The 23,009-nt window shown below is 75.3% G+C and carries 18 protein-coding genes and 1 riboswitch; of the genes, 15 read left to right on the top strand and 3 right to left on the bottom strand.

Annotation, left to right across the window (positions count from 1 at the left end):
- Positions 1-104: 104 nt before the first annotated feature.
- Positions 105-1,232 (bottom strand): alpha/beta hydrolase family protein, encoded by a 1,128-nt coding sequence (locus tag IE217_RS02560; RefSeq protein WP_190176010.1) that lies wholly within the window; start codon positions 1,230-1,232, stop codon positions 105-107.
- A gap of 218 nt (positions 1,233-1,450) precedes the next feature.
- On the bottom strand, positions 1,451-2,140 hold the full coding sequence (locus IE217_RS02555) for a class II aldolase/adducin family protein (RefSeq protein WP_190176009.1): 690 nt from the start codon (positions 2,138-2,140) through the stop codon (positions 1,451-1,453).
- A gap of 189 nt (positions 2,141-2,329) precedes the next feature.
- Between IE217_RS02555 and IE217_RS02550 the strand changes: the two genes are divergently transcribed.
- The 9 genes from IE217_RS02550 to cobI all read left to right on the top strand — a co-directional run bounded on the left by IE217_RS02550 (position 2,330) and on the right by cobI (position 15,473).
- The gene (locus IE217_RS02550; RefSeq protein ID WP_190176008.1) at positions 2,330-3,700 is read left to right on the top strand and encodes an inorganic phosphate transporter; all 1,371 of its coding nucleotides are present in this window, start codon (positions 2,330-2,332) and stop codon (positions 3,698-3,700) included.
- A 37-nt stretch (positions 3,701-3,737) separates the two neighbouring features.
- Positions 3,738-3,968: a hypothetical protein gene (locus IE217_RS02545; protein ID WP_190176007.1), complete on the top strand. Its 231-nt coding sequence runs from the start codon at positions 3,738-3,740 to the stop codon at positions 3,966-3,968.
- Between the two features lie 231 nt (positions 3,969-4,199).
- A riboswitch (cobalamin riboswitch) is annotated at positions 4,200-4,271 on the top strand.
- Positions 4,272-4,391: 120 nt separating this feature from the next.
- The gene (locus IE217_RS02540) at positions 4,392-5,504 is read left to right on the top strand and encodes a cobalamin biosynthesis protein (protein WP_229864976.1); all 1,113 of its coding nucleotides are present in this window, start codon (positions 4,392-4,394) and stop codon (positions 5,502-5,504) included.
- Positions 5,501-7,009: a cobyric acid synthase gene (locus IE217_RS02535; RefSeq protein ID WP_190176006.1), complete on the top strand. Its 1,509-nt coding sequence runs from the start codon at positions 5,501-5,503 to the stop codon at positions 7,007-7,009. The genes IE217_RS02540 and IE217_RS02535 overlap by 4 nt, the downstream gene beginning before the upstream one ends.
- Positions 7,006-10,662 carry a cobaltochelatase subunit CobN gene (gene cobN / locus IE217_RS02530; protein WP_190176005.1) on the top strand — a complete coding sequence of 1,219 codons (3,657 nt, stop codon included), beginning with the start codon at positions 7,006-7,008 and terminating at the stop codon, positions 10,660-10,662. The genes IE217_RS02535 and cobN overlap by 4 nt, the downstream gene beginning before the upstream one ends.
- The gene (locus tag IE217_RS02525; RefSeq protein ID WP_190176004.1) at positions 10,659-12,701 is read left to right on the top strand and encodes a putative cobaltochelatase; all 2,043 of its coding nucleotides are present in this window, start codon (positions 10,659-10,661) and stop codon (positions 12,699-12,701) included. Before cobN ends, IE217_RS02525 begins: the two co-directional genes overlap by 4 nt.
- A complete protein-coding gene (gene cobO, locus IE217_RS02520; RefSeq protein ID WP_190176003.1) occupies positions 12,701-13,300 on the top strand; it encodes a cob(I)yrinic acid a,c-diamide adenosyltransferase in 600 nt (199 codons plus the stop codon). The genes IE217_RS02525 and cobO overlap by 1 nt, the downstream gene beginning before the upstream one ends.
- A complete protein-coding gene (locus IE217_RS02515) occupies positions 13,297-14,745 on the top strand; it encodes a cobyrinic acid a,c-diamide synthase CobB (protein WP_373297942.1) in 1,449 nt (482 codons plus the stop codon). Before cobO ends, IE217_RS02515 begins: the two co-directional genes overlap by 4 nt.
- On the top strand, positions 14,742-15,473 hold the full coding sequence (gene cobI, locus IE217_RS02510) for a precorrin-2 C(20)-methyltransferase (RefSeq protein ID WP_190176001.1): 732 nt from the start codon (positions 14,742-14,744) through the stop codon (positions 15,471-15,473). The genes IE217_RS02515 and cobI overlap by 4 nt, the downstream gene beginning before the upstream one ends.
- A 32-nt stretch (positions 15,474-15,505) precedes the next feature.
- Here the strand turns inward: cobI and IE217_RS02505 are convergent, their stop codons facing one another.
- Positions 15,506-16,237: a ZIP family metal transporter gene (locus IE217_RS02505; RefSeq protein ID WP_190176000.1), complete on the bottom strand. Its 732-nt coding sequence runs from the start codon at positions 16,235-16,237 to the stop codon at positions 15,506-15,508.
- A gap of 95 nt (positions 16,238-16,332) precedes the next feature.
- Between IE217_RS02505 and cobM the strand changes: the two genes are divergently transcribed.
- From cobM to cobC, 6 genes are read left to right on the top strand one after another with little or no spacing between them, the layout of a single operon-like run.
- On the top strand, positions 16,333-17,160 hold the full coding sequence (cobM, locus tag IE217_RS02500; RefSeq protein WP_190175999.1) for a precorrin-4 C(11)-methyltransferase: 828 nt from the start codon (positions 16,333-16,335) through the stop codon (positions 17,158-17,160).
- On the top strand, positions 17,157-18,407 hold the full coding sequence (gene cbiE / locus IE217_RS02495; RefSeq protein ID WP_190175998.1) for a precorrin-6y C5,15-methyltransferase (decarboxylating) subunit CbiE: 1,251 nt from the start codon (positions 17,157-17,159) through the stop codon (positions 18,405-18,407). The genes cobM and cbiE overlap by 4 nt, the downstream gene beginning before the upstream one ends.
- Complete coding sequence (gene cobJ, locus IE217_RS02490; protein WP_190175997.1) at positions 18,404-20,128, top strand: precorrin-3B C(17)-methyltransferase; 1,725 nt, start codon at positions 18,404-18,406, stop codon at positions 20,126-20,128. The genes cbiE and cobJ overlap by 4 nt, the downstream gene beginning before the upstream one ends.
- Entirely contained in the window at positions 20,125-20,724 is a 600-nt protein-coding gene (locus IE217_RS02485) for a precorrin-8X methylmutase (protein WP_190175996.1), read from the top strand. Before cobJ ends, IE217_RS02485 begins: the two co-directional genes overlap by 4 nt.
- On the top strand, positions 20,721-21,692 hold the full coding sequence (locus IE217_RS02480) for a sirohydrochlorin chelatase (RefSeq protein WP_190175995.1): 972 nt from the start codon (positions 20,721-20,723) through the stop codon (positions 21,690-21,692). The genes IE217_RS02485 and IE217_RS02480 overlap by 4 nt, the downstream gene beginning before the upstream one ends.
- Positions 21,682-22,773, top strand: coding sequence for an Rv2231c family histidinol phosphate aminotransferase CobC (gene cobC / locus IE217_RS02475; RefSeq protein WP_190175994.1), 1,092 nt, complete (start codon positions 21,682-21,684; stop codon positions 22,771-22,773). The genes IE217_RS02480 and cobC overlap by 11 nt, the downstream gene beginning before the upstream one ends.
- Positions 22,774-23,009: the final 236 nt, after the last annotated feature.

Raw genomic sequence — 23,009 nt, 5'->3', positions numbered from 1 at the left:
GCCAACGCAGGGGTCCCGAGGGGCGGCGAAGGGGCACGAACAGGCCATGTCCGGGGCCGCAAGCGGAACCGCGGCCCACGGTGCCCCGCCCCGGTGCGCCGGGATCACATGAGCGGAGTGAGGAAGCGCCGCAGCGCCTCCTCGTAGCCCTCGGGGTCGGCGTTCCACATGGCGCCGTGCGGGGCCTTCTCCACGGTGTGCAGGGCGACCAGGTTGGGGCGGCGGTCGGCCATCCGGCGCGAGAGCGCCCAGGGGGCGACCTCGTCGTCCGGGCCGTGGAAGATCAGCGTGGGCACGGTGAGCCGCGACGGGTCGGTCGCCTCGGCGAGACGGTCGCCGTACAGGCCCGTGCGCCCCTGCGCGGCCCGCACCGCGAGCGGCAGCAGCGCGTCCGGGGTGTGTCTGGCCCTGGCCAGGGCGCGCAGGGTCGTCTCCCAGCTGAGCACCGGCGAGTCCAGGATCAGCCCGGAGATGCGGTCGCGCAGCCCCGAGTGCAGGGCCGCGCGCAGCGCCATGGTGGCGCCGGTGGACCAGCCGTGCAGGACGACCCGTTCGGCGCCGTAGCGGACCGCGTAGCGGATCGCCGCGTCGAGGTCGCGCCACTCGGTCTGGCCGAGGTGGTTCAGGCCGTCCGGGGAGCGGGGCGCGCCGAGGTCGCCGCGGTAGGCGAGGTCCAGCACGGGGAAGTGCCGGCGGTTGAGGAACCCCATGATGTTCAGGGGGAGTTCGCGGGTGGTGCCGAGGCCGTGCACCGTGATGATCCAGGTCTCGCGGACCCCGGGCACGAACCAGGCGGGCAGCGCGCCGAGTTCGCCGGGCACGTCCACGTCGGCGTGGTCCAGGCCGAGGGCCGCGCCGGGGTTGCCGACGTGCACGTTCGGCGTGAGCCAGACCCGGTCGCGGGGGCCGAGGGCGCCGTGGGTGACGCGTTCGAGCCGGCGTACGACGGTGTCCGGGCGGTGCGGGGCGTTCGGCAGGACGGGGCCGACGACCGCGTGGGAGCCGTTGCCGGCCAGGCCGTAGGTGCCGGGGCGCAGGGAGGCCAGGTCCCGGCTGAGCATGATCTGCCCGGCGGCCGTGCCGTGCACGACGAGCCGGGGTTCGGTGGGCAGCGGCCGGCCCGGGGCCGTCTTGAGCGCGGCGTCACTGGCCAGCCGGCCCGCGGCGACACTCGCCACGCCGGCCGCCAGGACGGCGGTGACGGCCGCGGCCGTCGCTTTGAGTGGGCGCACGGGACCAGTGTCCCGGCGCACCGGTCCACCGGCCAGCGGGGGAAGGGGTCGGAGTGACATGACCCTGTGAGTTCCAGGAAGAGCCGCGTTCACGCCTTCACGGCGCCGGCCGCCGCGCTTTCACCGCCTCGTCCCCGTCCGCCGCCCGCAACCCCGTCTCGTCCCCATCCGCTGCCCGCAACCCCGCTCCCCTCCTTCCGCTGCCCGTGCCCCCGGCTTCACCCCGTCCGCTGCCCGTACCCCAGCAGTCGCTCCTGGGCGTCGGCGAGCTGGTCCGGGGTCAGGAGGTTCGGGGACAGCCCCGGGACCGAGGACGCGGTCAGCCACAGCCTGCACATCCACTCCAGCTGGGCCGTGCGGTCGTAGGCCTCGTCGAGGGAGGTGCCGTAGGTGACGGTGCCGTGGTTCTGGAGCAGGCACCCGGAGCGGTCCTCGAGGGCGCGGAGCATGTTCGCGGCGAGTTCGTCCGTGCCGTAGGCGGCGTACGGGGCGACCCGGACGGGGCCGCCGAGCGCGCCCGCCATGTAGTGGATCACCGGGAGCTCGGGGACGAGCGTGGAGACGGCCGTCGCGTGCACGGCGTGGGTGTGCACGACGGCGGTCGCGCCCGTGGTGCGGTAGATCGCCAGGTGCATGGGCAGCTCACTGGTCGGCACCAGCGTGCCGAGCACCTGCCGGCCGTCGAGGGCGACGCCGGTGACGTCACCGGGCGTGAGCCGGTCGTAGGGCATGCCCGAGGGGGTGACCAGTACGGTTTCGCCGACGCGCACCGAGACGTTGCCGGAGGTGCCCACGACCAGGCCGTCGGCCACCGTGCGGCGGGCGGTCTCGACGAGCCGGTGCCAGGCGCGCGCCTCCGCCTCACCGGGGTCCCTTATGTCTCGTTCGTCACATCGCGTCTCGGTCATGCGGTGATCCTTTCAGGCCGCGGGGCCCGTACGGGCGCGACCGGGGCCGGAATCCGGCCGGAATCCGGCCTCCGGGAAGGTCCGTGATCCACGGGAACGGACACCACGACGTCCGCCCCAGTTCATCTTCCGTTCACCCGGGTTACGTACGTTCGACGCGCCAATGACCTCGAACGATTGCCTGGGTAAATGGAAAGCTTCTCGCTGATCCTCGCGATTGTGGTGATAACCGCACTTGCGTTCGATTTCACGAACGGTTTCCACGACACCGCCAACGCGATGGCCACGACCATCTCGACCGGCGCGCTCAAGCCCAAGGTCGCGGTGGCCATGTCCGCCGCGCTCAACCTGGTGGGCGCCTTCCTCTCCGTGGAGGTCGCCAACACGATCTCCAAGGGTCTCGTCGACGAGACCGGCATCCGTCCCGAGGTCATCTTCGCCGCACTGGTCGGCGCGATCCTCTGGAACCTGGTGACCTGGCTGGTCGGACTGCCGTCCAGCTCCTCGCACGCCCTGATGGGCGGTCTGATCGGCGCGGCCATCGCCTCCGCCGGATTCGGCGCCGTGCACGGCGGCGTGCTCGTCACCAAGGTGCTGCTGCCCGCCGTGGCCGCACCGGTCGTCGCGGGCCTCGCGGCGATGGTCTCCACCCGGCTGTCGTACACGATCGGCCGGAAGTCGGACGGCAAGGCGGCCGAGAAGGGCCACCGCGCCGGCCAGATCGCCTCCGCCGGCCTGGTCTCGCTGGCCCACGGCACCAACGACGCGCAGAAGACGATGGGCGTCATCACCCTCGCCCTGATCGCCGGCGGCGCCATCGCCCCCGGCTCCAACCCTCCCACCTGGGTCATCCTCTCCGCCGGCCTGGCCATCGCGCTCGGCACCTACATCGGCGGCTGGCGCATCATCCGCACCATGGGCAAGGGCCTGACCGACCTCCAGCCGCAGCAGGGCTTCGCCGCCCAGACCAGCGCGGCCACGGCCATCCTGGCCTCCTCCCACCTCGGCTTCTCGCTGTCCACCACGCACGTCGTCTCCGGTTCGGTGATGGGCGCGGGCCTGGGCCGCAAGGGCGGTGTCGTCCGCTGGTCCACCGCGACCCGGATGGCCGTCGCCTGGGTGCTCACGCTGCCGGCCGCGGCCCTGGTGGGCGCCGGCGCCGAGCTGGTGACCGGCCTCGGCGACTGGGGCACCGCGCTCGTCGCCGCGTTCCTGGTGGCCTCCAGCGCGGTGATCTACAAGCTCTCCCGCCGCGAGGTCGTCGACCACACCAACGTCAACGGCGACGAGGAGCCGGCCGGTGTGGTCACCCAGGCCATCGCCGCCGTGACCCCGCCCCCGGCCTCCCCGGTGGCGGCCGAGCCCGCGGCGGCTCCCGAGCCCTTCGCGGCGCAGGCGGCCGAGTCCCCCGCCGTCCCGGCGGCCGAGGATCTCGCGGCCGCGTTCCCCGCCCAGGCGACCGCCCCGGCCGTCCCCGCCGCCCCGGCCGTCCCCGCCGTCCAGGCCGCCGATCCGGCGCCCACGGCCGCGCAGGCGGTCCCGCCGGCCGCGACCGTCTGAGCCCGCAGAGCACCCGGTTACCGGAGGAAGCATCACCATGAAGATCGACTGGGCGGCCCTCGGATCCGTCATCGGCGTCAGCCTCGCCGTCACCGTGGGCCTGGTGGCCCTGTTCACCCTGGGCATCGCCGGCCTCTCCCGCCGGGAGCGCGCCGTGGCCGAGGGCCACGGCGGCGGTGCCCTGGCCGTCACGGGCGCGTACGTCTGCTTCGCCGCGTGCGCGGCGGCGGTGGCGTACGGCATCCACCTGATCATGGCCAAGGGCTGAGCCCCCCGAGCCACCTCGAGTTACACCCCCGCCGGCCCCGCCGGTCCCTCCCGCCTCACCGCCCGTCCTGCCGCACCGCCGCCACGGTGGCCCCGGCAGGGCGGGCTTTTCACACCCGCTTCTCACACCGGCGGTGTGGGCCTCATCTCAGTACCCCTGTGCAGGTCAACGGCAAGTTGACGGGCGTTCGCGGGGCGTGGTGGACTTCCGGGGCCATGTACGGCGGCAGGAGAGGAAGCCGGTGCGAATCCGGCGCGGTCCCGCCACTGTCACCGGGGTAGAACCCCCGGGAGCCAGGAACTCTCACCGCCGGTCTCGTCGAACCAGGGCGTGGACACCCTGAGTGAGGACATATCGCCATGCGCGGCTGCCGACCGAGGTTCACCAGCGACACCCTGACCGGCCCCGAAGCCGGCTGACCCGATGGGTGCCGATCGCGTCTTCGCGTACGGCGCCGCCGCCGGCCTCCTCGGTGACCTGCTCCTCGGCGACCCCCGCCGCGGGCACCCGGTCGCCGTGTTCGGGCGGGCCGCCGGCGCCGTGGAACGCGTGCTGTGGCGGGACCACCGCGGATGGGGCGCGCTGCACACCGCCCTGTGCGCCGGTGGCGCCGTCGCGCTCGGCGCGGCCGCCTCACGCGCCGCCCGCGCCCTCTCCGCCTCCCCCGGCGCCGTCCGCTCCCTCCAAGCCTCCACCGCCCGGGCCCTCCCCGCCTCCGCCGCCCCCTCCTCGCCGGCCTCCCCGGCGAACTCCTCCCCCGCCCTCCCGGTCGCCTCGGTCGCCCTGACCGCCGTCGCCACCTGGGCCGTGGTCGGCGGGACCTCCCTGGCGCGCGAGGCCCGCGCGATCGGGCGGGCGCTGGAGGCCGGTGACGTCGAGGCGGCCCGCGCCCGCCTGCCGCACCTGTGCGGACGGGACCCGCAGGCCCTGGACGCGGACGGGATCGCCCGGGCCGTCGTGGAGTCGGTCGCCGAGAACACGTCCGACGCGGTGGTGGGCGCGCTGGTGTGGGGAGCGGTCGCCGGGGTGCCCGGGCTCCTCGGGTTCCGGGCCGTCAACACCCTCGACGCCATGGTCGGGCACAAGTCCCCGCGCCACCGCCGCTACGGCTGGGCCTCCGCCCGGCTCGACGACCTCGCCGGCTGGCCCGGGGCGCGGCTGACCGCCCTCGCGGCGGCCGTCGCGGGTCCCGATCCGCGGGGCGCGGTACGGGCCTGGCGTGCCGACGCGGCCAAGCACCCGAGCCCCAACGCCGGTCCGGTGGAGGCGTCCTTCGCGGGTGCCCTCGGTGTGCGGCTGGGCGGCACGTTGTCCTACGGGGGGCGGGTGGAGCACCGGCCGGTGCTCAACGCCGCCGGGCGCGCGGTCCGCGTGGGTGACGTCGAACGGGCCGTACGGCTCTCGCGGCGCGTGAGCTGGCTCGCGCTCGGCGCGTGCGCCGCCGTCAGCCTCCTGTGCGACCGCGGCCGCGACCGCCAGCGCAACCTCGACCTCGGCCGCGACCGCGACCGACGTACGAAGGGACGTGACTCATGAGCGGCGGACTGCTCGTCGCCGGAACCACCTCCGACGCCGGCAAGAGCGTCGTGACGGCCGGGATCTGCCGGTGGCTGGTGCGCCGGGGCGTCAAGGTGGCGCCCTTCAAGGCGCAGAACATGTCCCTCAACTCCTTCGTCACGCGCGAGGGAGCCGAGATCGGGCGGGCCCAGGCCATGCAGGCGCAGGCGTGCCGGATCGAGCCGACCGCGCTGATGAACCCGGTCCTGCTCAAGCCGGGCGGCGAGCAGAGCAGCCAGGTGGTGCTGATGGGCAGGCCCGTGGGCGAACTGAGCGCCCGGGGCTACCACGGCGGCCGGCAGCGGCAGTTGCTCGGGACCGTGCTGGACTGCCTGGCCGAGCTGCGGGGCACGTACGACGCGGTGATCTGTGAGGGGGCGGGCAGTCCGGCGGAGATCAATCTGCGGCGGACGGACATCGTCAACATGGGGATCGCGCGGGGTGCGCGGCTGCCGGTGCTGGTGGTGGGCGACATCGACCGCGGGGGCGTCTTCGCCTCCTTCTTCGGCACGGTCGCGCTGCTCTCGCCGCAGGACCAGGAGCTCGTCGCGGGGTTCCTCGTCAACAAGTTCCGGGGGGACGTCTCGCTGCTGGAGCCCGGGCTGGACATGCTGGAGGGGCTCACCGGGCGGCGGACGTACGGCGTCCTGCCCTTCCGGCACGGGCTCGGGATCGACGAGGAGGACGGACTGCGCGTCTCCCTGCGCGGCACCGTCCGCGAGTCGCGGGTCGCCCCGCCGGTCGGCGAGGACGTGCTGCGGGTCGCCGTCTGCGCGGTCCCGCTGATGTCCAACTTCACGGACGTGGACGCGCTGGCCGCCGAACCCGGCGTCGTGGTGCGGTTCGTGGACCGGCCCGAGGAACTGGCCGACGCCGACCTCGTGGTGGTCCCGGGTACGCGCGGGACGGTCCGCGCCCTGGAGTGGCTGCGCGAGCGGGGCCTCGCGGACGCGCTGCGCCGGCGGGCGGCCGAAGGGCGGCCCGTGCTCGGTGTGTGCGGCGGCTTCCAGATCCTCGGCGAGCGCATCGAGGACGAGGTCGAGTCGCGCGCCGGCACGGTGGACGGTCTCGGGGTGCTGCCCGTGCGCGTGCGGTTCGCCCGGGAGAAGACGCTCACCCGGCCTGCCGGGCGGGCCCTCGGCGAGCCGGTCGAGGGCTACGAGATCCATCACGGCGTCGCCGAGGTCACCGGCGGCGAGGCATTCCTCGACGGGTGCCGGGTCGGGCAGACCTGGGGCACCCACTGGCACGGCTCGCTGGAGTCGGACGGCTTCCGGCGTGCCTTCCTGCGCGAGGTGGCGGCCGCCGCGGGCCGCCGCTTCGTGCCGGCGCCGGACACCTCGTTCGCCGCGCTGCGCGAGGAGCAGCTGGACCGGCTCGGCGACCTGATCGAACAGCACGCGGACACGGACGCGCTGTGGCGGCTCATCGAGTCGGGCGCGCCGCAAGGACTGCCCTTCATCCCACCGGGAGCGCCCGCATGAGCACAGTTTTGTTGTTGTCGACCGCCGACACCGATCTGCTGGCGGCCCGGGCCGCCACCGGTGCCTCGTACCGGATCGGCAACCCGGCCCGCGTGGACGTGGCCGGCGAGCTGCCCGCGCTGCTCGACGGCGCGGACATCGCGGTCGTACGGCTGCTCGGCGGCAAGCGCGCCTGGGAGGACGGGCTCGCCGCGCTGAAGGCGTCCGGGATCCCGGCCGTGCTGCTGGGCGGCGAGACCGTGCCGGACGCGGAGCTGATGGCCGAGTCGTCGGTGCCCGCCGGGGTGGTCGCCGAGGCGCTGCGCTACCTCGTCGAGGGCGGCCCCGCCAACCTGACCGAACTCGCCCGGTTCCTGTCCGACACCGTGCTGCTCACCGGCGAGGGCTTCGAGGAGCCGCGGCGGATGCCGGAGTACGGCGTCCACGGCGACCGCGCGGCCGAGGACGGCCGCCCGACCGTCGGCGTGCTCTTCTACCGCGCCCACGAACTGAGCGGGAACACCGCCTTCGTGGACACCCTGTGCGACGCGATCGAGGCGCACGGCGCCAACGCGCTGCCGGTGTACTGCGGTTCGCTGCGTGGGGCGGACGCCGGGCTGTACGAGATCCTGGGCCGCGCGGACGCCCTGGTGGCCACCGTGCTCGCGGCCGGCGGCACGCACGCCTCCCACGCCTCGGCCGGGGGCGACGAGGAGGCCTGGGACATCGGCGCGCTCGCCGACCTGAACGTGCCGGTCCTGCAAGGGCTGTGCCTGACTTCCTCGCGCTCCGCCTGGGAGGCCTCCGACGCGGCCCTGTCCCCCATGGACGCGGCGATGCAGGTGGCGATCCCGGAGTTCGACGGGCGGCTGGTGACGGTCCCGTTCTCCTTCAAGGAGCAGGGGCCGGACGAGGTGCCGGTGTACGTCGCCGACCCGGAGCGGGCCGCCCGGGTCGCCGGGATCGCGGTGCGGCACGCCCGGCTGCGGCACAAGCCGAACGCCGAGAAGAGGATCGCGCTCGTCTTCACCGCCTACCCGACCAAGCACTCGCGGGTCGGCAACGCGGTCGGCCTGGACACGCCCGCCTCGGCGGTGCGGGTGCTGGACGCGCTGCGGGACGCGGGCTACTCGCTGACCGAATACCCCGACGGCGGCGACGAGTTGATCCACCGGCTCATCGAGGCCGGCGGCCACGACGTGGAGTGGCTGACCGAGGAGCAGCTGGCCGCCGCGCCCGCGCGCGTCCCGCTCGCCGACTACCGGGCCTGGTTCGCACAGCTGGATCCGGGGCTGCGGGAGGCGATGACCGGGGCGTGGGGCGAGCCGCCGGGCGGCCTGTACGTGGACGGCGAGGACATCGTGCTGGCGTCCCTCAGGTTCGGGAACGTCGTGGTCATGATCCAGCCGCCGCGCGGCTTCGGCGAGAACCCCATCGCCATCTACCACGACCCCGACATGCCGCCCTCCCACCACTACATGGCCGCCTACCGCTGGCTGGAGCACAGCTTCGGCGCGGACGCCGTCGTGCACATGGGCAAGCACGGCACCATGGAGTGGCTGCCGGGCAAGGGGCTCGGCCTGAGCCGCGGCTGCGCCCCCGACGCGGTGCTGGGCGACCTGCCGCTCGTCTACCCCTTCATCGTCAACGACCCCGGCGAGGGCACCCAGGCCAAGCGGCGCGGCCACGCCACGGTCGTCGACCACCTCGTCCCGCCGATGGCCCGCGCGGACACCTACGGCGACCTGGCCAAGCTGGAGCAGCTGCTCGACGAGTACGCGCTCGTCTCCGACCTGGACCCGGCCAAGGCCCCGGCCGTGCGCGCCCAGATCTGGACGCTGGTCAAGGCCGCCGAGCTCCACCACGACCTGCGGGTGGACGAGCAGCCGGACGACGACGAGTTCGACGAGTTCGTCATGCACATCGACGGCTATCTGTGCGAGATCAAGGACGTGCAGATCAGGGACGGCCTGCACATCCTCGGCGGCGGCCCGGTCGGCGAGCCGCGGGTGAACCTCGTCCTGGCCGTGCTGCGCGCCTCCCAGGTGTGGGGCGGGCAGGCCAACGCCCTGCCGGGGCTGCGGGCCACGCTCGCCGCGCACTTCGGACTGGTGGAGAAGGAGTTGCTGGCCGAGCCGGGCGCGCCGGTGAAGGTGCCGGCGGAGCTGACCGACCTGGTCGAGGGGCCCGCCCGTTCGGCCGCCGACGCGATCGACCTGCTGGAGCAGCTGTGCCGGCGGATCGCGGAGGGGATGGAGGCGCGGGACTGGGCGGTCGCCGAGAGCGCGCCCCTGGTGCGCGAGGTGCTGGGCGCCGAACTCCCGGACGCCGTGGCCGTGCTGGAGTTCGCCTGCGCCGAGGTCGTGCCGCGGCTCGCCCGGACCACGGACGAGATCGGGCACATCCTGCGCGCCCTGGACGGCGGTTACGTCCCGGCCGGGCCCTCCGGATCGCCGACCCGCGGCCTGGTCAACGTCCTGCCGACCGGCCGCAACTTCTACTCCGTCGACCCCAAGGCCATTCCCTCCCGGCTGAGCTGGGAGGTCGGCCAGTCGCTCGCCGACTCGCTCGTGCAGCGGTACCTGCAGGACACCGGCGAGTACCCGAAGTCGGTGGGCCTGACGGTGTGGGGCACGTCCGCGATGCGCACCCAGGGCGACGACATCGCCGAGATCCTCGCGCTGCTGGGCTGCCGCCCCGTCTGGGACGACGCGTCCAGGCGCGTCACCGGCTTCGAGGTGGTCCCGCCCGAGGAACTGGGCCGGCCGCGCATCGACGTGACGGTGCGCATCTCGGGCTTCTTCCGGGACGCGTTCCCGCACGTGGTGGGGCTGATCGACGACGCGGTGCGGGCGGTGGCCGAGCTGGACGAGCCGGCCGGGCAGAACTACGTGCGCGCCCACGCCGACGAGGACACCGCCCGGCACGGCGACCGGCGGCGCGCCACGGCCCGCGTCTTCGGCTCCAAGCCGGGCGCGTACGGCGCCGGCCTGCTGCCGCTGATCGACGCCCGCAACTGGCGCTCGGACGCCGACCTCGCCGAGGTGTACGCGGTGTGGGGCGGCTACGCCTACGGGCGCGGGCTCGACGGGCGGGCGGCGCGCGGGGACATGGAGACCGCGTTCCGGCGGATCGCGGTCGCCGCGAAGAACGTGGACACCCGCGAGCACGACCTCGTCGACGCGGACGACTACTTCCAGTACCACGGCGGCATGGTCGCCATGGTGCGGCACCTGACGGGCGCGAGCCCCGAGGCCTACGTCGGCGACAGCGCCGTGCCCGACCAGGTGAGGACGCGCACGCTCGGCGAGGAGACCCACCGCGTCTTCCGGGCCCGGGTGGTCAACCCGCGCTGGATGGCGGCCATGCGCCGGCACGGCTACAAGGGCGCCTTCGAGATGGCGGCGACCGTGGACTACCTGTTCGGCTACGACGCCACGGCCGGCGTGGTCGACGACTGGATGTACGAGAAGCTCAGCGCCGAGTACGTCTTCGACGCGGAGAACCAGGACTTCATGAAGAAGTCCAACCCCTGGGCGCTGCGCGGCATCACGGAACGGCTCCTGGAGGCCGCCGAGCGCGGTCTGTGGGCGGAGCCGGACGCGGACACGCTGGAGCGGCTGCGCGCCACCTATCTGGAACTCGAGGGCGACTTGGAGGGCGACGAGAAGTGAGCACCCCGTTCCCGTTCACGGCCGTCGTCGGCCAGGACGACCTGCGCCTGGCCCTGCTTTTGAACGCGGTGAGCCCCGCGGTCGGTGGAGTGCTGGTGCGCGGCGAGAAGGGCACCGCCAAGTCGACGGCGGTACGGGCCCTTTCGGCGCTGATGCCGGAGCTGGACGTCGTGCCCGGCTGCCGTTTCTCCTGCGACCCCGCCGCTCCCGACCCGGCCTGCCCGGACGGCCCGCACGAGCCGGGGGCGTCCCGGACGCGGGCCGCGCGGATGGTCGAGCTGCCCGTCGGCGCCTCCGAGGACCGGCTGGTGGGCGCGCTCGACATCGAGCGGGCGCTCGCCGAGGGCGTCAAGGCCTTCGAGCCGGGGCTCCTCGCGGACGCCCACCGCGGGATCCTGTACGTCGACGAGGTCAACCTCCTCCACGACCACCTGGTCGACCTGCTCCTCGACGCGGCCGCGATGGGGGCGTCGTACGTGGAGCGCGAGGGCGTGTCCGTGCGCCACGCGGCCCGCTTCCTCCTCGTCGGCACCATGAACCCCGAAGAGGGCGAGCTGCGGCCGCAGTTGCTCGACCGGTTCGGGCTGACCGTGGAGGTCGCCGCCTCGCGGGAGCCCGACCAGCGGGTGGAGGTCGTACGGCGGCGGCTCGCCTACGACGACGATCCGGCCGGATTCGCGGCCCGTTGGGCGGGCGAGGAGGCCGCCGTGCGCCAGCGCATCGTGGCGGCACGCCGGTTGCTGCCCCAGGTGCGGCTGGGCGACGGGGCGCTGCGGCAGATCGCGGCGACCTGTGCCGCCTTCGAGGTGGACGGCATGCGCGCCGACATCGTGATGGCCCGTACCGCGACCGCGCTGGCCGCCTGGGCGGGGCGGACGGACGTGCTCGCCGAGGACGTGCGGCAGGCCGCGCTGCTCGCGCTGCCGCACCGGCGCCGCCGCAACCCCTTCGACGCGCCCGGACTCGACGAGGACAAGCTCGACGAGACCCTCCAGGAGTTCGGGGACCCGCAGGACGACGATCCCGACCAGGGCCCGGACGACCCCGACCCCGGCCCGGACGGGCCCGGCGGTGGCGGCGGGCAGCCGTCACCGGAGGACGGCGGCCCGCAGGACGCGGGTTCCCAGGACGCCGACGGCGGGGCCGGCCCCGAGCAGGGCGAGGGCGCCGGGGAGCCGCGGCCGTCCGGGGCGGGCGCCGGCGAGCAGTCCGCCGTACGGGCCTCGGAACCGTTCCGCACCAAGGTGCTCAGTGTGCCGGGCATCGGCCAGGGCGCCGCCGGCCGGCGCTCGCGGGCACGCACCGAGCACGGGCGCACCACCGGGGCGCGGCGGCCGCGGGGCGCGCTGACCAAGCTGCACCTGGCGGCGACCGTGCAGGCGGCCGCGCCGCACCAGCGGGCGCGCGGGCGGTCCGGGCCGGGGCTCGTGGTGCGGCGGGACGATCTGCGGCAGGCGGCGCGGGAGGGGCGCGAGGGCAACCTCGTGCTGTTCGTGGTCGACGCCTCCGGGTCGATGGCGGCGCGGCAGCGGATGAGCGCCGTCAAGGGCGCGGTGCTGTCGCTGCTCCTCGACGCCTACCAGCGGCGGGACAAGGTGGGCCTGGTGACGTTCCGCGGGACGGCCGCCGAGGTGGCGCTGCCGCCGACCTCGTCGGTGGACGCGGCGGCGGCCCGGCTGGAGTCGCTGCCCACCGGCGGCCGGACGCCGCTGGCGGCGGGGCTGCTGCGCGCGCACGAGGTGCTGCGGGTGGAGCGGCTGCGGGATCCGGCGCGGCGGGCGCTCGTCGTGGTCGTGACCGACGGGCGGGCCACCGGCGGCCCCGAGCCGGTCGCGCTGGCGGGGCGTGCGGCCCGGCTGTTCGCCGCCGAGGGTGTCGCCTGCGTGGTCGTGGACTGCGAGTCGGGTCCGGTGCGGCTGGGGCTCGCCGGGAGGCTCGCGGGTGAGCTCGGCGGTACGGCGGTGACGCTCGACGAGCTGCGGGCCGACTCGATCGCCGGTCTGGTCAAGGACGTTCAGGGCAACAGGAGGGCCGCGTAATGCCGCAGGGGCAGCCGAGTGTCGTACCCGAGGACGGGCTGACGACGCGTCAGCGGCGCAACCGGCCGCTGGTGGTCGTGCACACCGGGGTCGGCAAGGGCAAGTCCACCGCCGCCTTCGGGCTGGCGCTGCGCGCCTGGAACCAGGGCTGGCCGATCGGGGTCTTCCAGTTCGTCAAGTCGGCGAAGTGGAAGGTCGGCGAGGAGAACGCGCTGCGCGTGCTCGGCGCCTCCGGCGAGGGCGGCAGCGTCGACTGGCACAAGATGGGCGAGGGCTGGTCCTGGGTCCAGCGGGACGCCCAGATGGACAACGAGGCCAAGGCCCGCGAGGGCTGGGAGCAGGTCAAGCGGGACCTGGCCGCCGAGACGTACCGGCTGTACGTGCTCGACGAGTTCGCGTACCCCATGCACTGGGGATGGGTCGACACCGACGAGGTCGTCGAGGTGCTGCGGAACCGGCCGGGGACCCAGCACGTGGTGATCACCGGGCGGAACGCGCCGGAGAAGCTGGTCGCCCTCGCGGACCTCGTGACCGACATGTCCAAGGTCAAGCACCCGATGGACGTGGGCCAGAAGGGCCAGAGGGGCATCGAGTGGTGACGGGTTCCGTCCCCCGGCTGGTCATCGCCGCGCCGTCCTCCGGCAGCGGCAAGACCACCGTCGCCACCGGGCTGATGGCCGCGCTCGCCGCGCGCGGGCTCGCCGTGTCCCCGCACAAGGTGGGGCCGGACTACATCGACCCCGGCTACCACGCGCTCGCGACCGGGCGGGTGGGGCGCAACCTCGACGCCTATCTGTGCGGGCCCGAGCTGATCGGGCCGCTGTTCCTGCACGGGGCGCGCGGCTGCGACATCGCCGTCGTCGAGGGCGTGATGGGGCTGTACGACGGGGCCGCCGGGGAGGGTGAACTGGCGTCCACCGCCCATGTGGCCAAGCTGCTGCGGGCGCCGGTGGTGCTGGTCGTCGACGCCTCGTCGCAGTCGCGGTCGGTGGCGGCGCTGGTGCACGGGTTCACCACGTGGGATCCGCAGGTGCGGGTCGGGGGCGTGATCCTCAACAAGGTGGCCTCGGCCCGGCACGAGGCGCTGCTGCGGGAGGCGCTGGAGACGGTGGGGGTGCCCGTGCTGGGGGTTTTGCGGCGGGTGGCCCAGATCGATACGCCGTCGCGGCATCTGGGGCTGGTGCCGGTCGCCGAGCGGCGGGCTTCGGCGGTGGAGGCCGTTGCCGCGATGGCGGCGCAGGTCTCCGACGGGTGTGATCTGGAGGCGTTGGTCGGGCTGGCGCGCGGTGCGGGGGCGTTGTCGGGTGCGGCCTGGGATGCGGCTGAGGCCCTGCGGGTTGCGCCCCCGCCGCCCCTGCCCTTCCCGTCCCTGAGGGCTGCCGCCCCCAGACCCCCGCTTCGGCCTGAACGGCCTCGTCCTCAAGCGCCGGACGGGCTGGTTGTGGCTGTTGCCGGTGGAGAAGCGTTCACGTTCTCCTACGCGGAGCACAGCGAGCTGCTCACCGCCGCCGGAGCCGAGGTCGTTCCCTTCGATCCCCTCCGTGATGAGCAACTGCCGCATGGCACGCGCGGGCTGGTCGTCGGGGGCGGGTTCCCCGAGGTGTACGCGGCCGAGCTGTCCGCAAACTCGCCGTTGCGGGAGGCCGTCGCCGCCTTCGCGCTCGGTGGGGGCCCGGTCGCCGCCGAGTGTGCGGGGCTGCTCTACCTGTGCCGGGAGCTGGACGGGCTGCCGATGTGCGGGGTGCTGGACGCCGGCGCGCGCATGAGCGAGCGGCTCACGCTCGGCTACCGGGACGCGGTGGCCGTGAGCGACAGCGTGCTCGCCGGCGCCGGGGAGCGCAGGCGCGGCCACGAGTTCCACCGAACCGTGGTCGAGCCGGGCGCGGGCAGCGGAAGGGCGGCCCCCGCCTGGGGCGTGCACGTCCCCGACCGGCGGGTCGAAGGGTTCGTACGCGGGAATCTGCACGCGAGTTATCTCCACACGCACTGGGCGGCCGCGCCCGGTGCCGCCCGTCGGTTCGTCGAGAGGTGCCGGACGTCATGAGCAGCAGGCTGGTCGGGGTCGGGGTCGGGCCGGGTGACCCGGAACTGGTGACCGTCAAGGGCGTGGGCGCGCTGCGCGCCGCGGACGTCGTCGTGGTGCCCGTGATGGACGGCGGGGAGCGCGGGCGGGCGGAGTCGACCGTGCTGCACTACGTGCCCGCGGAGAAGGTCGTGCGGGTGGTGTTCGCGCTCAACGAGCGGTCCGACCGGGCGCGGCGCGAGGCCGCCTGGGACGCGGCCGGGGGGCGGGTCGCCGAACTGCTGCGCGCGCACGCTTCCGTCGCGTTCGCCACCATCGGCGACCCCAACGTGTACTCCACCTTCACCTACCTCGCGCAGACCGTCACCGCCCTGGTGCCGGGGACCGTGGTGGAGACCGTGCCGGGCATCACCGCCATGCAGGATCTGGCGGCGCGCTCGGGTGCGGTGCTCACCGAGGGGACCGAGCCGCTGACGCTGGTCCCGGTGACCGCCGGGGCCGCCGTGCTGAAGGACGCGCTGAACGGTCCCGGGACCGTGGTGGCGTACAAGTTCGGGCGGCAGGCCCGGGAGGTCGCCGAGGCGCTGCGCGAGAGCGGGCGGATCGGCGACGCGGTGTGGGGTTCGGCGCTGGGGCTGCCGGAGGAGTCGATCCGGCCGGCCGCCGATCTCGACGGCGCCCCGCTGCCGTACCTGTCGACGCTCATCGCGCCCGCGCGGCGCGAGGGCGGGCGGGGCGGCAAGCTGTGACCCGTGTTCCCGCGGGCGGTGCGCGGGCGGGCTCAGGCCGCCAGCCCCACCACCACCCAGATGAAGACCACGCCCATGACGGTGCACAGCAGGGTGGAGCGGGCCGGGTGCTCGTGGTGGGCCTCGGGCAGGATCTCGGCCGCGGCGAGGTAGAGCAGCACGCCGGCGAAGAGGCCGAGATAGCCGCCGAGGAACCACTCGGGGATCGCGATGAACGCAGTCGAGGCCGCGCCCACCACCGGCGCCAGCGCGTCCGCGACGAGCATGGCGACCGCCTTGCGGCGCTCGTTGCCGTACAGGCTGGTGATGGTGAAGGTGTTGAAACCGTCCGCGAAGTCGTGCGCGATGACGGCCAGCGCCACCGCCGCGCCCATGCCGCCGCCCACCTGGAAGGCCGCGCCGATCGCCACGCCGTCCATGGCGCTGTGGCCGACCATCGCGGCCGCCGCCGTCAGGCCCACCTCGGGCGCCCGGTGGTGGTCGTGCTCGCCGCCGCCGTGCGCGGCCTGGCGGGCGGCCAGCAGCCGCTCCACCAGGTGGGCCACCAGGAAGCCGGCCACGAACAGCAGCAGGGCCGCCGGTACGCCGAAGATCTCCCTGGAGGCCGCGTGCAGCGCCTCCGGGAGCAGGTCGAGGCCGACGACGCCCAGCATCAGGCCGCCGGCCAGTCCGAGGACCAGATGGCGGCGGTCGGTCACCCGCTGTGCCGTCCAGCCGCCGGCCAGCGTCATCAGGAACGCGCCGAGCGCGACGAAGACCGCCATGTGCCCTTGCTATCCGATCAACCCCTGTTCGCGCACATCCGGCCCCTGCACGACCGCCACACACCATGACATTCCGTACGGAAGGATCCGACCCCATGGCCCCCACGGCCGATGCCCCCACCGGCAAGGTGACCTTCGTCGGCGCCGGCCCCGGCGCCGCCGACCTGCTGACGTTCCGCGCCGCGCGAGCGATCGCCGAGGCCGACGTCGTGATCTGGGCGGCCAGCCTGGTCCAGGCGGACGTGCTCGAACACGCGCGCGAGGGCGCGGAGATCCTGGACTCGGCGGCCATGTCCCTGGAGGACGTCGTCGCCGTCTACGAGCGGGCCCGCCGGGAAGGGCTGAAGGTCGCCCGGATCCACTCCGGCGACCCGGCGCTGTGGGGCGGTACGCAGGAGCAGCTCGACCGGTGCGCCGAGCTCGGCGTCGACACCGAGGTCGTGCCCGGCGTGTCGGCGTTCTCGGCGGTGGCCGCGCTGGCCCGGCGCGAGCTGACCATCCCGGAGGTCGCGCAGTCGGTGGTGCTGACCCGGCTCGGCGGCGGCAAGACGCCGATGCCGCCCGGCGAGGAGGTGCGCGAGTTCGCCCGGCACGGCACCACCATGGCGATCTTCCTGTCGGCGGCGCGCAGCGGCCAGCTGGTGCGGGAACTGCTGGAGGGCGGCTACCCGACGTCCACGCCGGTCGTGGTGGCGTACCAGGCGACCTGGCCGGAGGAGCTCGTCGTGCGGTGCACGGTGGGCACGCTGGAGGAGACGGTCAAGGAGCACAAGCTCTGGAAGCACACGCTGTTCCTGGTCGGCCCGGCCCTGGACGCGCACGGCACCCGCTCGCACCTGTACCACCCGGGCCACTTCCACGGGTACCGCAAGGCGGACCCCGAGGCCCGCAGGGCCCTGCGCGCGCGGGGTGCGAGCACGTGATCACGGTCGTCGGCACGGGCACCGGGGCGGCGCCGCCGGAGCGTGAGCTGCTCGCCGGGGCCGGGCTCGTCGTCGGCGGGCGGCGCCATCTGGAGGCCGCCGGGGTGCCGGAGGGGGCCGAGCGGGTGGTCCTCGGCCCGCTGGCGCCCGCCCTGGACGTCGTCGAGCGGTACCTCGACCAGGGGCGGCGCGTGGTCGTGCTCGCCTCCGGGGACCCCGGGTTCTTCGGGATCGTACGGGCGCTTGCCGAGCGGTTCGGGCCGCGGCGGCTGGACGTGCGGCCCGGGGTCTCCTCCGTCGCCGCCGCCTTCGCGCGGCTCGCGCTGCCCTGGGACGACGCGGTGGTGGTGAGCGCGCACGGGCGCGAGCTGCGCACGGCCGTCAACGTGTGCCGGGCCCACCCCAAGGTCGCCGTGCTGACCGGTCCGGGGGCCGGCCCGGCCGAGCTGGGGGCCGCGCTGGCGCGCACCTCGCCCGGCCGTGAGCTGGTCGTCGCGTCCTCGCTCGGCGATCCGGGCCGTGAGCGCGTCGAGCGGGTCACGCCCGCGGAGGCCGCCGCCCGCGACTGGGGCGCCGCCGTCAGCGTCGTGCTGTGCCTGGATCCGGCGCGCGCCCTCGGAGCCGTACGGACACTCGCCGGGCCCGAGCCCGCGCCCGCCTCCGGGTGGGCGCTGGAGGAGGGCGCGTTCGCGCACCGGGACTCGATGATCACCAAGTTCGAGGTGCGCGCCCTGGCACTGGCCCGGCTCGGCCCGCGAACCGGCGATCTGGTCTGGGACGTCGGCGCCGGGTCCGGCGCGGTGGCCGTGGAGTGCGCGCGGCTCGGCGCGGCCGTCGTCGCCGTGGAGAAGACCGCGGACGGCGCCGGGCGGGTGCGCGCCAACGCGGACGCCCACGGGGTCGACGTGACCGTGGTGCACGGCACGGCGCCCGACGCGCTGGACGCGCTGGAGGACGACCCGGACGCCGTGTTCGTCGGCGGCGGGGGGCGCGAGCTGCCCGCGATCGTCACCGCGTGCGCGCGGCGGGCCCGGCGGACCGTGGTCGTCGCGATGGCCGCGCTGGACCGGGTGCCGGCCGCGCGCGGGGCGCTCACCGCCGCCGGGTTCGCCTGCGACGGCGTGCTGCTGCAGTCGTCCCGGCTCGCGCCGCTGCCGGGGGACGTGACCCGGCTGGCGGCGGCCAATCCCGTTTTCCTGCTGTGGGGCGTACGGCCCCCGGCACGCACAGAAGGAGTTGCCCAGTGATCGGCCTCATTTCCGCCACCGCGGCGGGGGCGGCTGCGCGAAGCCGGCTGGCGGCCGCCTGGCCGGACCGTACGCGGGTGTACGAGGGTCCCGTGGGGGACGCCGTACGGGCCGCGTTCGCCGAGTGCGAGCAGCTCGTGTGCTTCCTGGCCACGGGAGCGGTGGTGCGGCTGGTCGCGCCGCTGCTGGAGGGCAAGGCGGCCGACCCGGGCGTGGTGTGCGTCGACGAGGGCGGCCGGTTCGCGGTGTCGCTGCTCGGCGGGCACGGCGGCGGCGCCAACGAACTCGCCGCCGAGGTCGGCCGGTTGCTCGACGCCGAGCCGGTGGTGACCACGGCGACGGACTCCGCCGGCCTGGCCGGCCTCGACACGCTCGGGCTGCCCGTGGAGGGGGACGTGGCCGGGGTGTCGCGGGCGCTGCTGGACGGCGGGCCGGTCGTCCTGGACGCGGATGTGGCGTGGCCGCTGCCCGCACTGCCTGTGCTGCCGTCGGCGGGGCGGGAGGCGGCGCAGGGCGCTCCCGTGGTCCGCGTGACCGACCGTGCCGTCGAGCCCGGTGCGCGCGAGGTCGTGCTGCGGCCGCCGTCCCTCGTCGTCGGCGTCGGCGCCTCCCGCGGGGTCGCCGCCGAGGAGGTGCTCGGGCTGGTCGAGGGCGCGCTGCGGGGGGCGGGGCTGTCGGCGCGTTCCGTGGCCCGGCTGGCCACCGTCGACGCCAAGTCCGGTGAGCCCGGCCTGATCGCGGCCGCCGAGCGGCTCGGCGTGCCCCTGGTGACGTACTCCGCCCGGGAACTGGCCGCGGTGACCGTGCCCAACCCGTCCCGGGCGCCGCTCGACGCCGTCGGCACGCCGTCGGTCGCCGAGGCCGCCGCGCTGGCCGGCGGCGGCGAACTCCTCGTGCCGAAGCGGAAGTCGGAGCGCGCCGACGGCGCGCCCGCCATGGCCACCTGCGCGGTCGTACGGCGGCCGGTGCGCGGACGGCTCGCCGTGGTCGGGCTCGGGCCGGGCGCCCGCGACCTCCTGACCCCGCGCGCGGAGGCCGAACTGCGGCGCGCTTCCGTGCTGGTGGGGCTCGATCAGTACGTCGACCAGATCCGCGACCTGCTGCGCCCCGGCACCCGGATCCTCGAGTCCGGGCTGGGCGCCGAGGAGGAGCGGGCCCGCACGGCGGTCGCCGAGGCGCGCGCGGGGCACGCGGTCGCGCTGATCGGCAGCGGGGACGCCGGCGTGTACGCCATGGCCTCCCCCGCGCTCGCCGAGGCCTCCGACGACATCGACGTGGTCGGGGTGCCGGGGGTGACGGCGGCGCTCGCTGCCGGGGCGGTCCTCGGCGCGCCGCTCGGGCACGACCACGTGTCCATCAGCCTCTCCGACCTGCACACGCCGTGGGAGGTCATCGAGCGGCGGGTGCGGGCGGCGGCCGAGGCGGACCTCGTCGTGACCTTCTACAACCCCCGCTCGCGCGGCCGCGACTGGCAGCTGCCCAAGGCGCTGGCGATCCTCGCCGGGCACCGGGAGCCGGCCACGCCGGTCGGGGTGGTGCGCAACGCCTCGCGCCGGGACGAGACCAGCCGGCTCACCACGCTGGCCGGGCTCGACCCGGCGACGGTCGACATGATGACGGTCGTCACCGTGGGCAACACGGCGACCCGTGAGATCGCGGGGCGCATGGTGACGCCCCGCGGCTACCGCTGGCAGGACACCCGTCCGGAGGAGGCCCGGTGAACCGTGTGGTCCATCCCATCGAGCAGGAGTCGTTCCGGCGGCTGCGCGCCCGCCTGGACACCTCGCACTTCCCGCCGCTGACCCGGGCGGTGGTGGAGCGGGTGATCCACTCCTCCGCCGACCTCTCCTACGCCGGCGACCTCGTGATGGACGAGGCCGAACTGGTCGAGGCGCACGCCCAGTTGCATGCCGGGGCGCCGGTCGTCGTGGACGTGGAGATGGTCGCGGCCGGGATCACCCGGCGCGAGAGCGTCTGCCGGCTGCGGGACGCCAGGTCCGGGCCCGGGCTGACGCGTTCGGCGCACGCGATCCGGCTCGCCTACGAGGACGTGGGCCCCGGAGCCCTGTGGGTGATCGGCTGCGCCCCGACCGCCCTGGAGGAGCTGCTGCGGCTGGACGCCGCCCCCGCGCTCGTCGTCGGCCTGCCCGTCGGCTTCGTCGGGGCGGCCGAGTCCAAGGCCGCGCTGCGCGAGAGCGGACTGCCCGCAGTGAGCAACGTGTCCGAGAAGGGCGGTTCGGCGGTCGCCGCCGCCGCGCTCAACGCCCTGCTGTACCACCCCACTTCGCACAACGACCCGTCCGAGGAGACCCTGTGACCACCCCGCCGCCGCCCGCCCTGCTCATCGCCGGCCACGGCACCCGCGACGACGCCGGGGCCGAGGCGTTCCGCGACTTCGTACGGGAGCTGGGGCGCCGCCACCCCGAACTGCCCGTCGCGGGCGGCTTCATCGAGCTGTCCCCGCCGCCGCTCGGCGAGGCGGTCGCCGAACTGGTCGAGCGGGGCGTGCGGCGCTTCGCGGCGGTTCCGCTGATGCTGGTGTCCGCCGGGCACGCCAAGGGCGACATCCCGGCGGCGCTGGCCCGCGAGAAGGAACGGCACCCGGGGATCTCGTACGCCTACGGCCGTCCGCTCGGCCCGCACCCCGCGCTGCTGCGGGTGCTGGAGCGGCGACTGGAGGAGGCGCTGCGGGGCACGGACGCGGAGCGGTCCGACGTGACCGTGCTGCTGGTCGGGCGCGGTTCGACCGACCCGGACGCCAACGCCGAGGTGTTCAAGGCGGCGCGGCTGCTGTGGGAGGGACGCGGGTACGCGGGCGTGGAGACGGCGTTCGTGTCGCTGGCCGCGCCGGACGTGCCGAGCGGTCTCGACCGGTGCGCGCGGCTCGGGGCGCGGCGGATCGTCGTACTGCCGTACTTCCTGTTCACGGGGATACTCCCCGACCGGGTGCGGCGGCAGACCGGGGAGTGGGCGGCCGCGCACCCGGAGACCGAGGTGCGCTCGGCGGACGTCATCGGCCCGGAGCCGGAGCTGCTCGACCTGGTGATGGAGCGGTACGCGGAGGCGGTCAAGGGCGACCTGCGGATGAACTGCGACTCGTGCGTGTACCGCGTCGCGCTGCCCGGCTTCGAGGACAAGGTGGGGCTGCCGCAGCAGCCGCACTTCCACCCGGACGACGACGGGCACGGCGATCACCACGGGGAGCACGGGGAGCACGGAGGCCACGGGGGCCATCACCACGGGCACCACCAGCACGGCGGGCACACCCACTCGCATGCGCACTGAGGACGCCGGCGCGGACGGGCACGACCTGCGCCATCACGGGGACGCCGAGGTGCGCGGCGGCGGGTCGGCGCTGGTCGACCTCGCGGTGAACGTACGGGCGGGCACTCCCCCGGCGTGGCTGCGGGAGGTGATCGCCGGGTCGCTGGACTCGCTGGCCGCCTACCCCGACGGGCGGGCCGCGCGGGCGGCGGTCGCGGCGCGGCACGGGCTGCCGGTGGAGCGGGTGCTGCTGACGGCGGGTGCGGCGGAGGCGTTCGTGCTGCTGGCGCGGGCGCTGAAGGTGCGGCGGCCGGTGGTGGTGCATCCGCAGTTCACCGAGCCGGAGGCGGCGCTGCGGGACGCCGGGCACACGGTGGACCGGGTGCTGCTGCGCGAGGAGGACGGCTTCCGCCTCGATCCTTCGGCGGTGCCCGAGGACGCGGACCTGGTGGTGATCGGCAACCCGACGAACCCGACGTCGGTGCTGCATCCCGCGGAGGCGGTCGCGGGGCTGGCCCGTCCCGGGCGGGTGCTGGTCGTGGACGAGGCCTTCATGGACGCGGTGCCCGGTGAGCGGGAGGCGCTGGCCGGGCGGACGGACGTGCCCGGGCTGGTCGTGCTGCGCAGCCTCACCAAGACGTGGGGGCTCGCGGGGCTGCGGATCGGGTACGTGCTGGCCGCGCCGGAGGTGATCGCCGAGCTGGAGCGTGCGCAGCCGTTGTGGCCGGTGTCCACGCCGGCGCTGGCGGCAGCGCGGGCGTGTGTGTCGCCCCGGGCGCTGGCGGAGGCGGAGGAGGCCGCGCGGCGGGTCGCGGTGGAGCGGGCCCACCTGGTGTCGGCGCTGTCCGCTTTCGCGGGGCAGGGGTTGCGGGTGGTCGAGCCGCCCGAGGGCCCGTTCGTCCTCGTCCGCGTCCCCGAGGCGACGGCGGTACGGCACCGCCTGCGCGCCCTCGGCCACGCGGTGCGGCGGGGGGACACGTTCCCCGGGCTGGGGGCGGAGTGGCTGCGTCTGGCGGTGCGGGGGCCGGAGGTGGTGACCGCGTTCGCGACGGCTTTGCGGTCGGCGCTACGTCCTTGCCCACCCACCCGCCCGTCTCGGTAACCCGGGAGGAACCCCCTGGGGGCTGCGCCCCCAGACCCCCCAGGGGTTTACCCACCCACCCGCCTCGGTAGGCGACCAGTCCTCCCCGGGGGCTGCGCCCCCAGCCCCCCGCGCAGGCTACGCCCCCAGGTCCCCGGGGCTGTGCCCCTAAACCCCCGCGGGGGCTACGCCCCCTGCACCCCCGGGGCTGTGCCCTCAGACCCCCGCGGGGACTACGCCCCTGCACCCCCAACCAC

This window comes from Streptomyces naganishii JCM 4654, from assembly GCF_014650575.1.
Classification (GTDB): Bacteria; Actinomycetota; Actinomycetes; order Streptomycetales; family Streptomycetaceae; genus Streptomyces; species Streptomyces naganishii.
The sequence above is the reverse complement of the archived record's forward strand: the minus strand, read 5'-3'. Positions and strand labels throughout refer to the sequence as shown.

Bases quoted from the DNA above. Each gene is read 5' to 3' on its own strand.
- IE217_RS02555 (WP_190176009.1), bottom strand. From the start codon at position 2,140: ATGACCGAGACGCGATGTGACGAACGAGACATAAGGGACCCCGGTGAG.
- IE217_RS02550 (WP_190176008.1), top strand. From the start codon at position 2,330: ATGGAAAGCTTCTCGCTGATCCTCGCGATTGTGGTGATAACCGCACTT.
- IE217_RS02545 (WP_190176007.1), top strand. From the start codon at position 3,738: ATGAAGATCGACTGGGCGGCCCTCGGATCCGTCATCGGCGTCAGCCTC.
- IE217_RS02540 (WP_229864976.1), top strand. From the start codon at position 4,392: ATGGGTGCCGATCGCGTCTTCGCGTACGGCGCCGCCGCCGGCCTCCTC.
- IE217_RS02535 (WP_190176006.1), top strand. From the start codon at position 5,501: ATGAGCGGCGGACTGCTCGTCGCCGGAACCACCTCCGACGCCGGCAAG.
- cobN (WP_190176005.1), top strand. From the start codon at position 7,006: ATGAGCACAGTTTTGTTGTTGTCGACCGCCGACACCGATCTGCTGGCG.
- cobO (WP_190176003.1), top strand. From the start codon at position 12,701: ATGCCGCAGGGGCAGCCGAGTGTCGTACCCGAGGACGGGCTGACGACG.
- cobI (WP_190176001.1), top strand. From the start codon at position 14,742: ATGAGCAGCAGGCTGGTCGGGGTCGGGGTCGGGCCGGGTGACCCGGAA.
- IE217_RS02505 (WP_190176000.1), bottom strand. From the start codon at position 16,237: ATGGCGGTCTTCGTCGCGCTCGGCGCGTTCCTGATGACGCTGGCCGGC.
- cobM (WP_190175999.1), top strand. From the start codon at position 16,333: ATGGCCCCCACGGCCGATGCCCCCACCGGCAAGGTGACCTTCGTCGGC.
- cobC (WP_190175994.1), top strand. From the start codon at position 21,682: ATGCGCACTGAGGACGCCGGCGCGGACGGGCACGACCTGCGCCATCAC.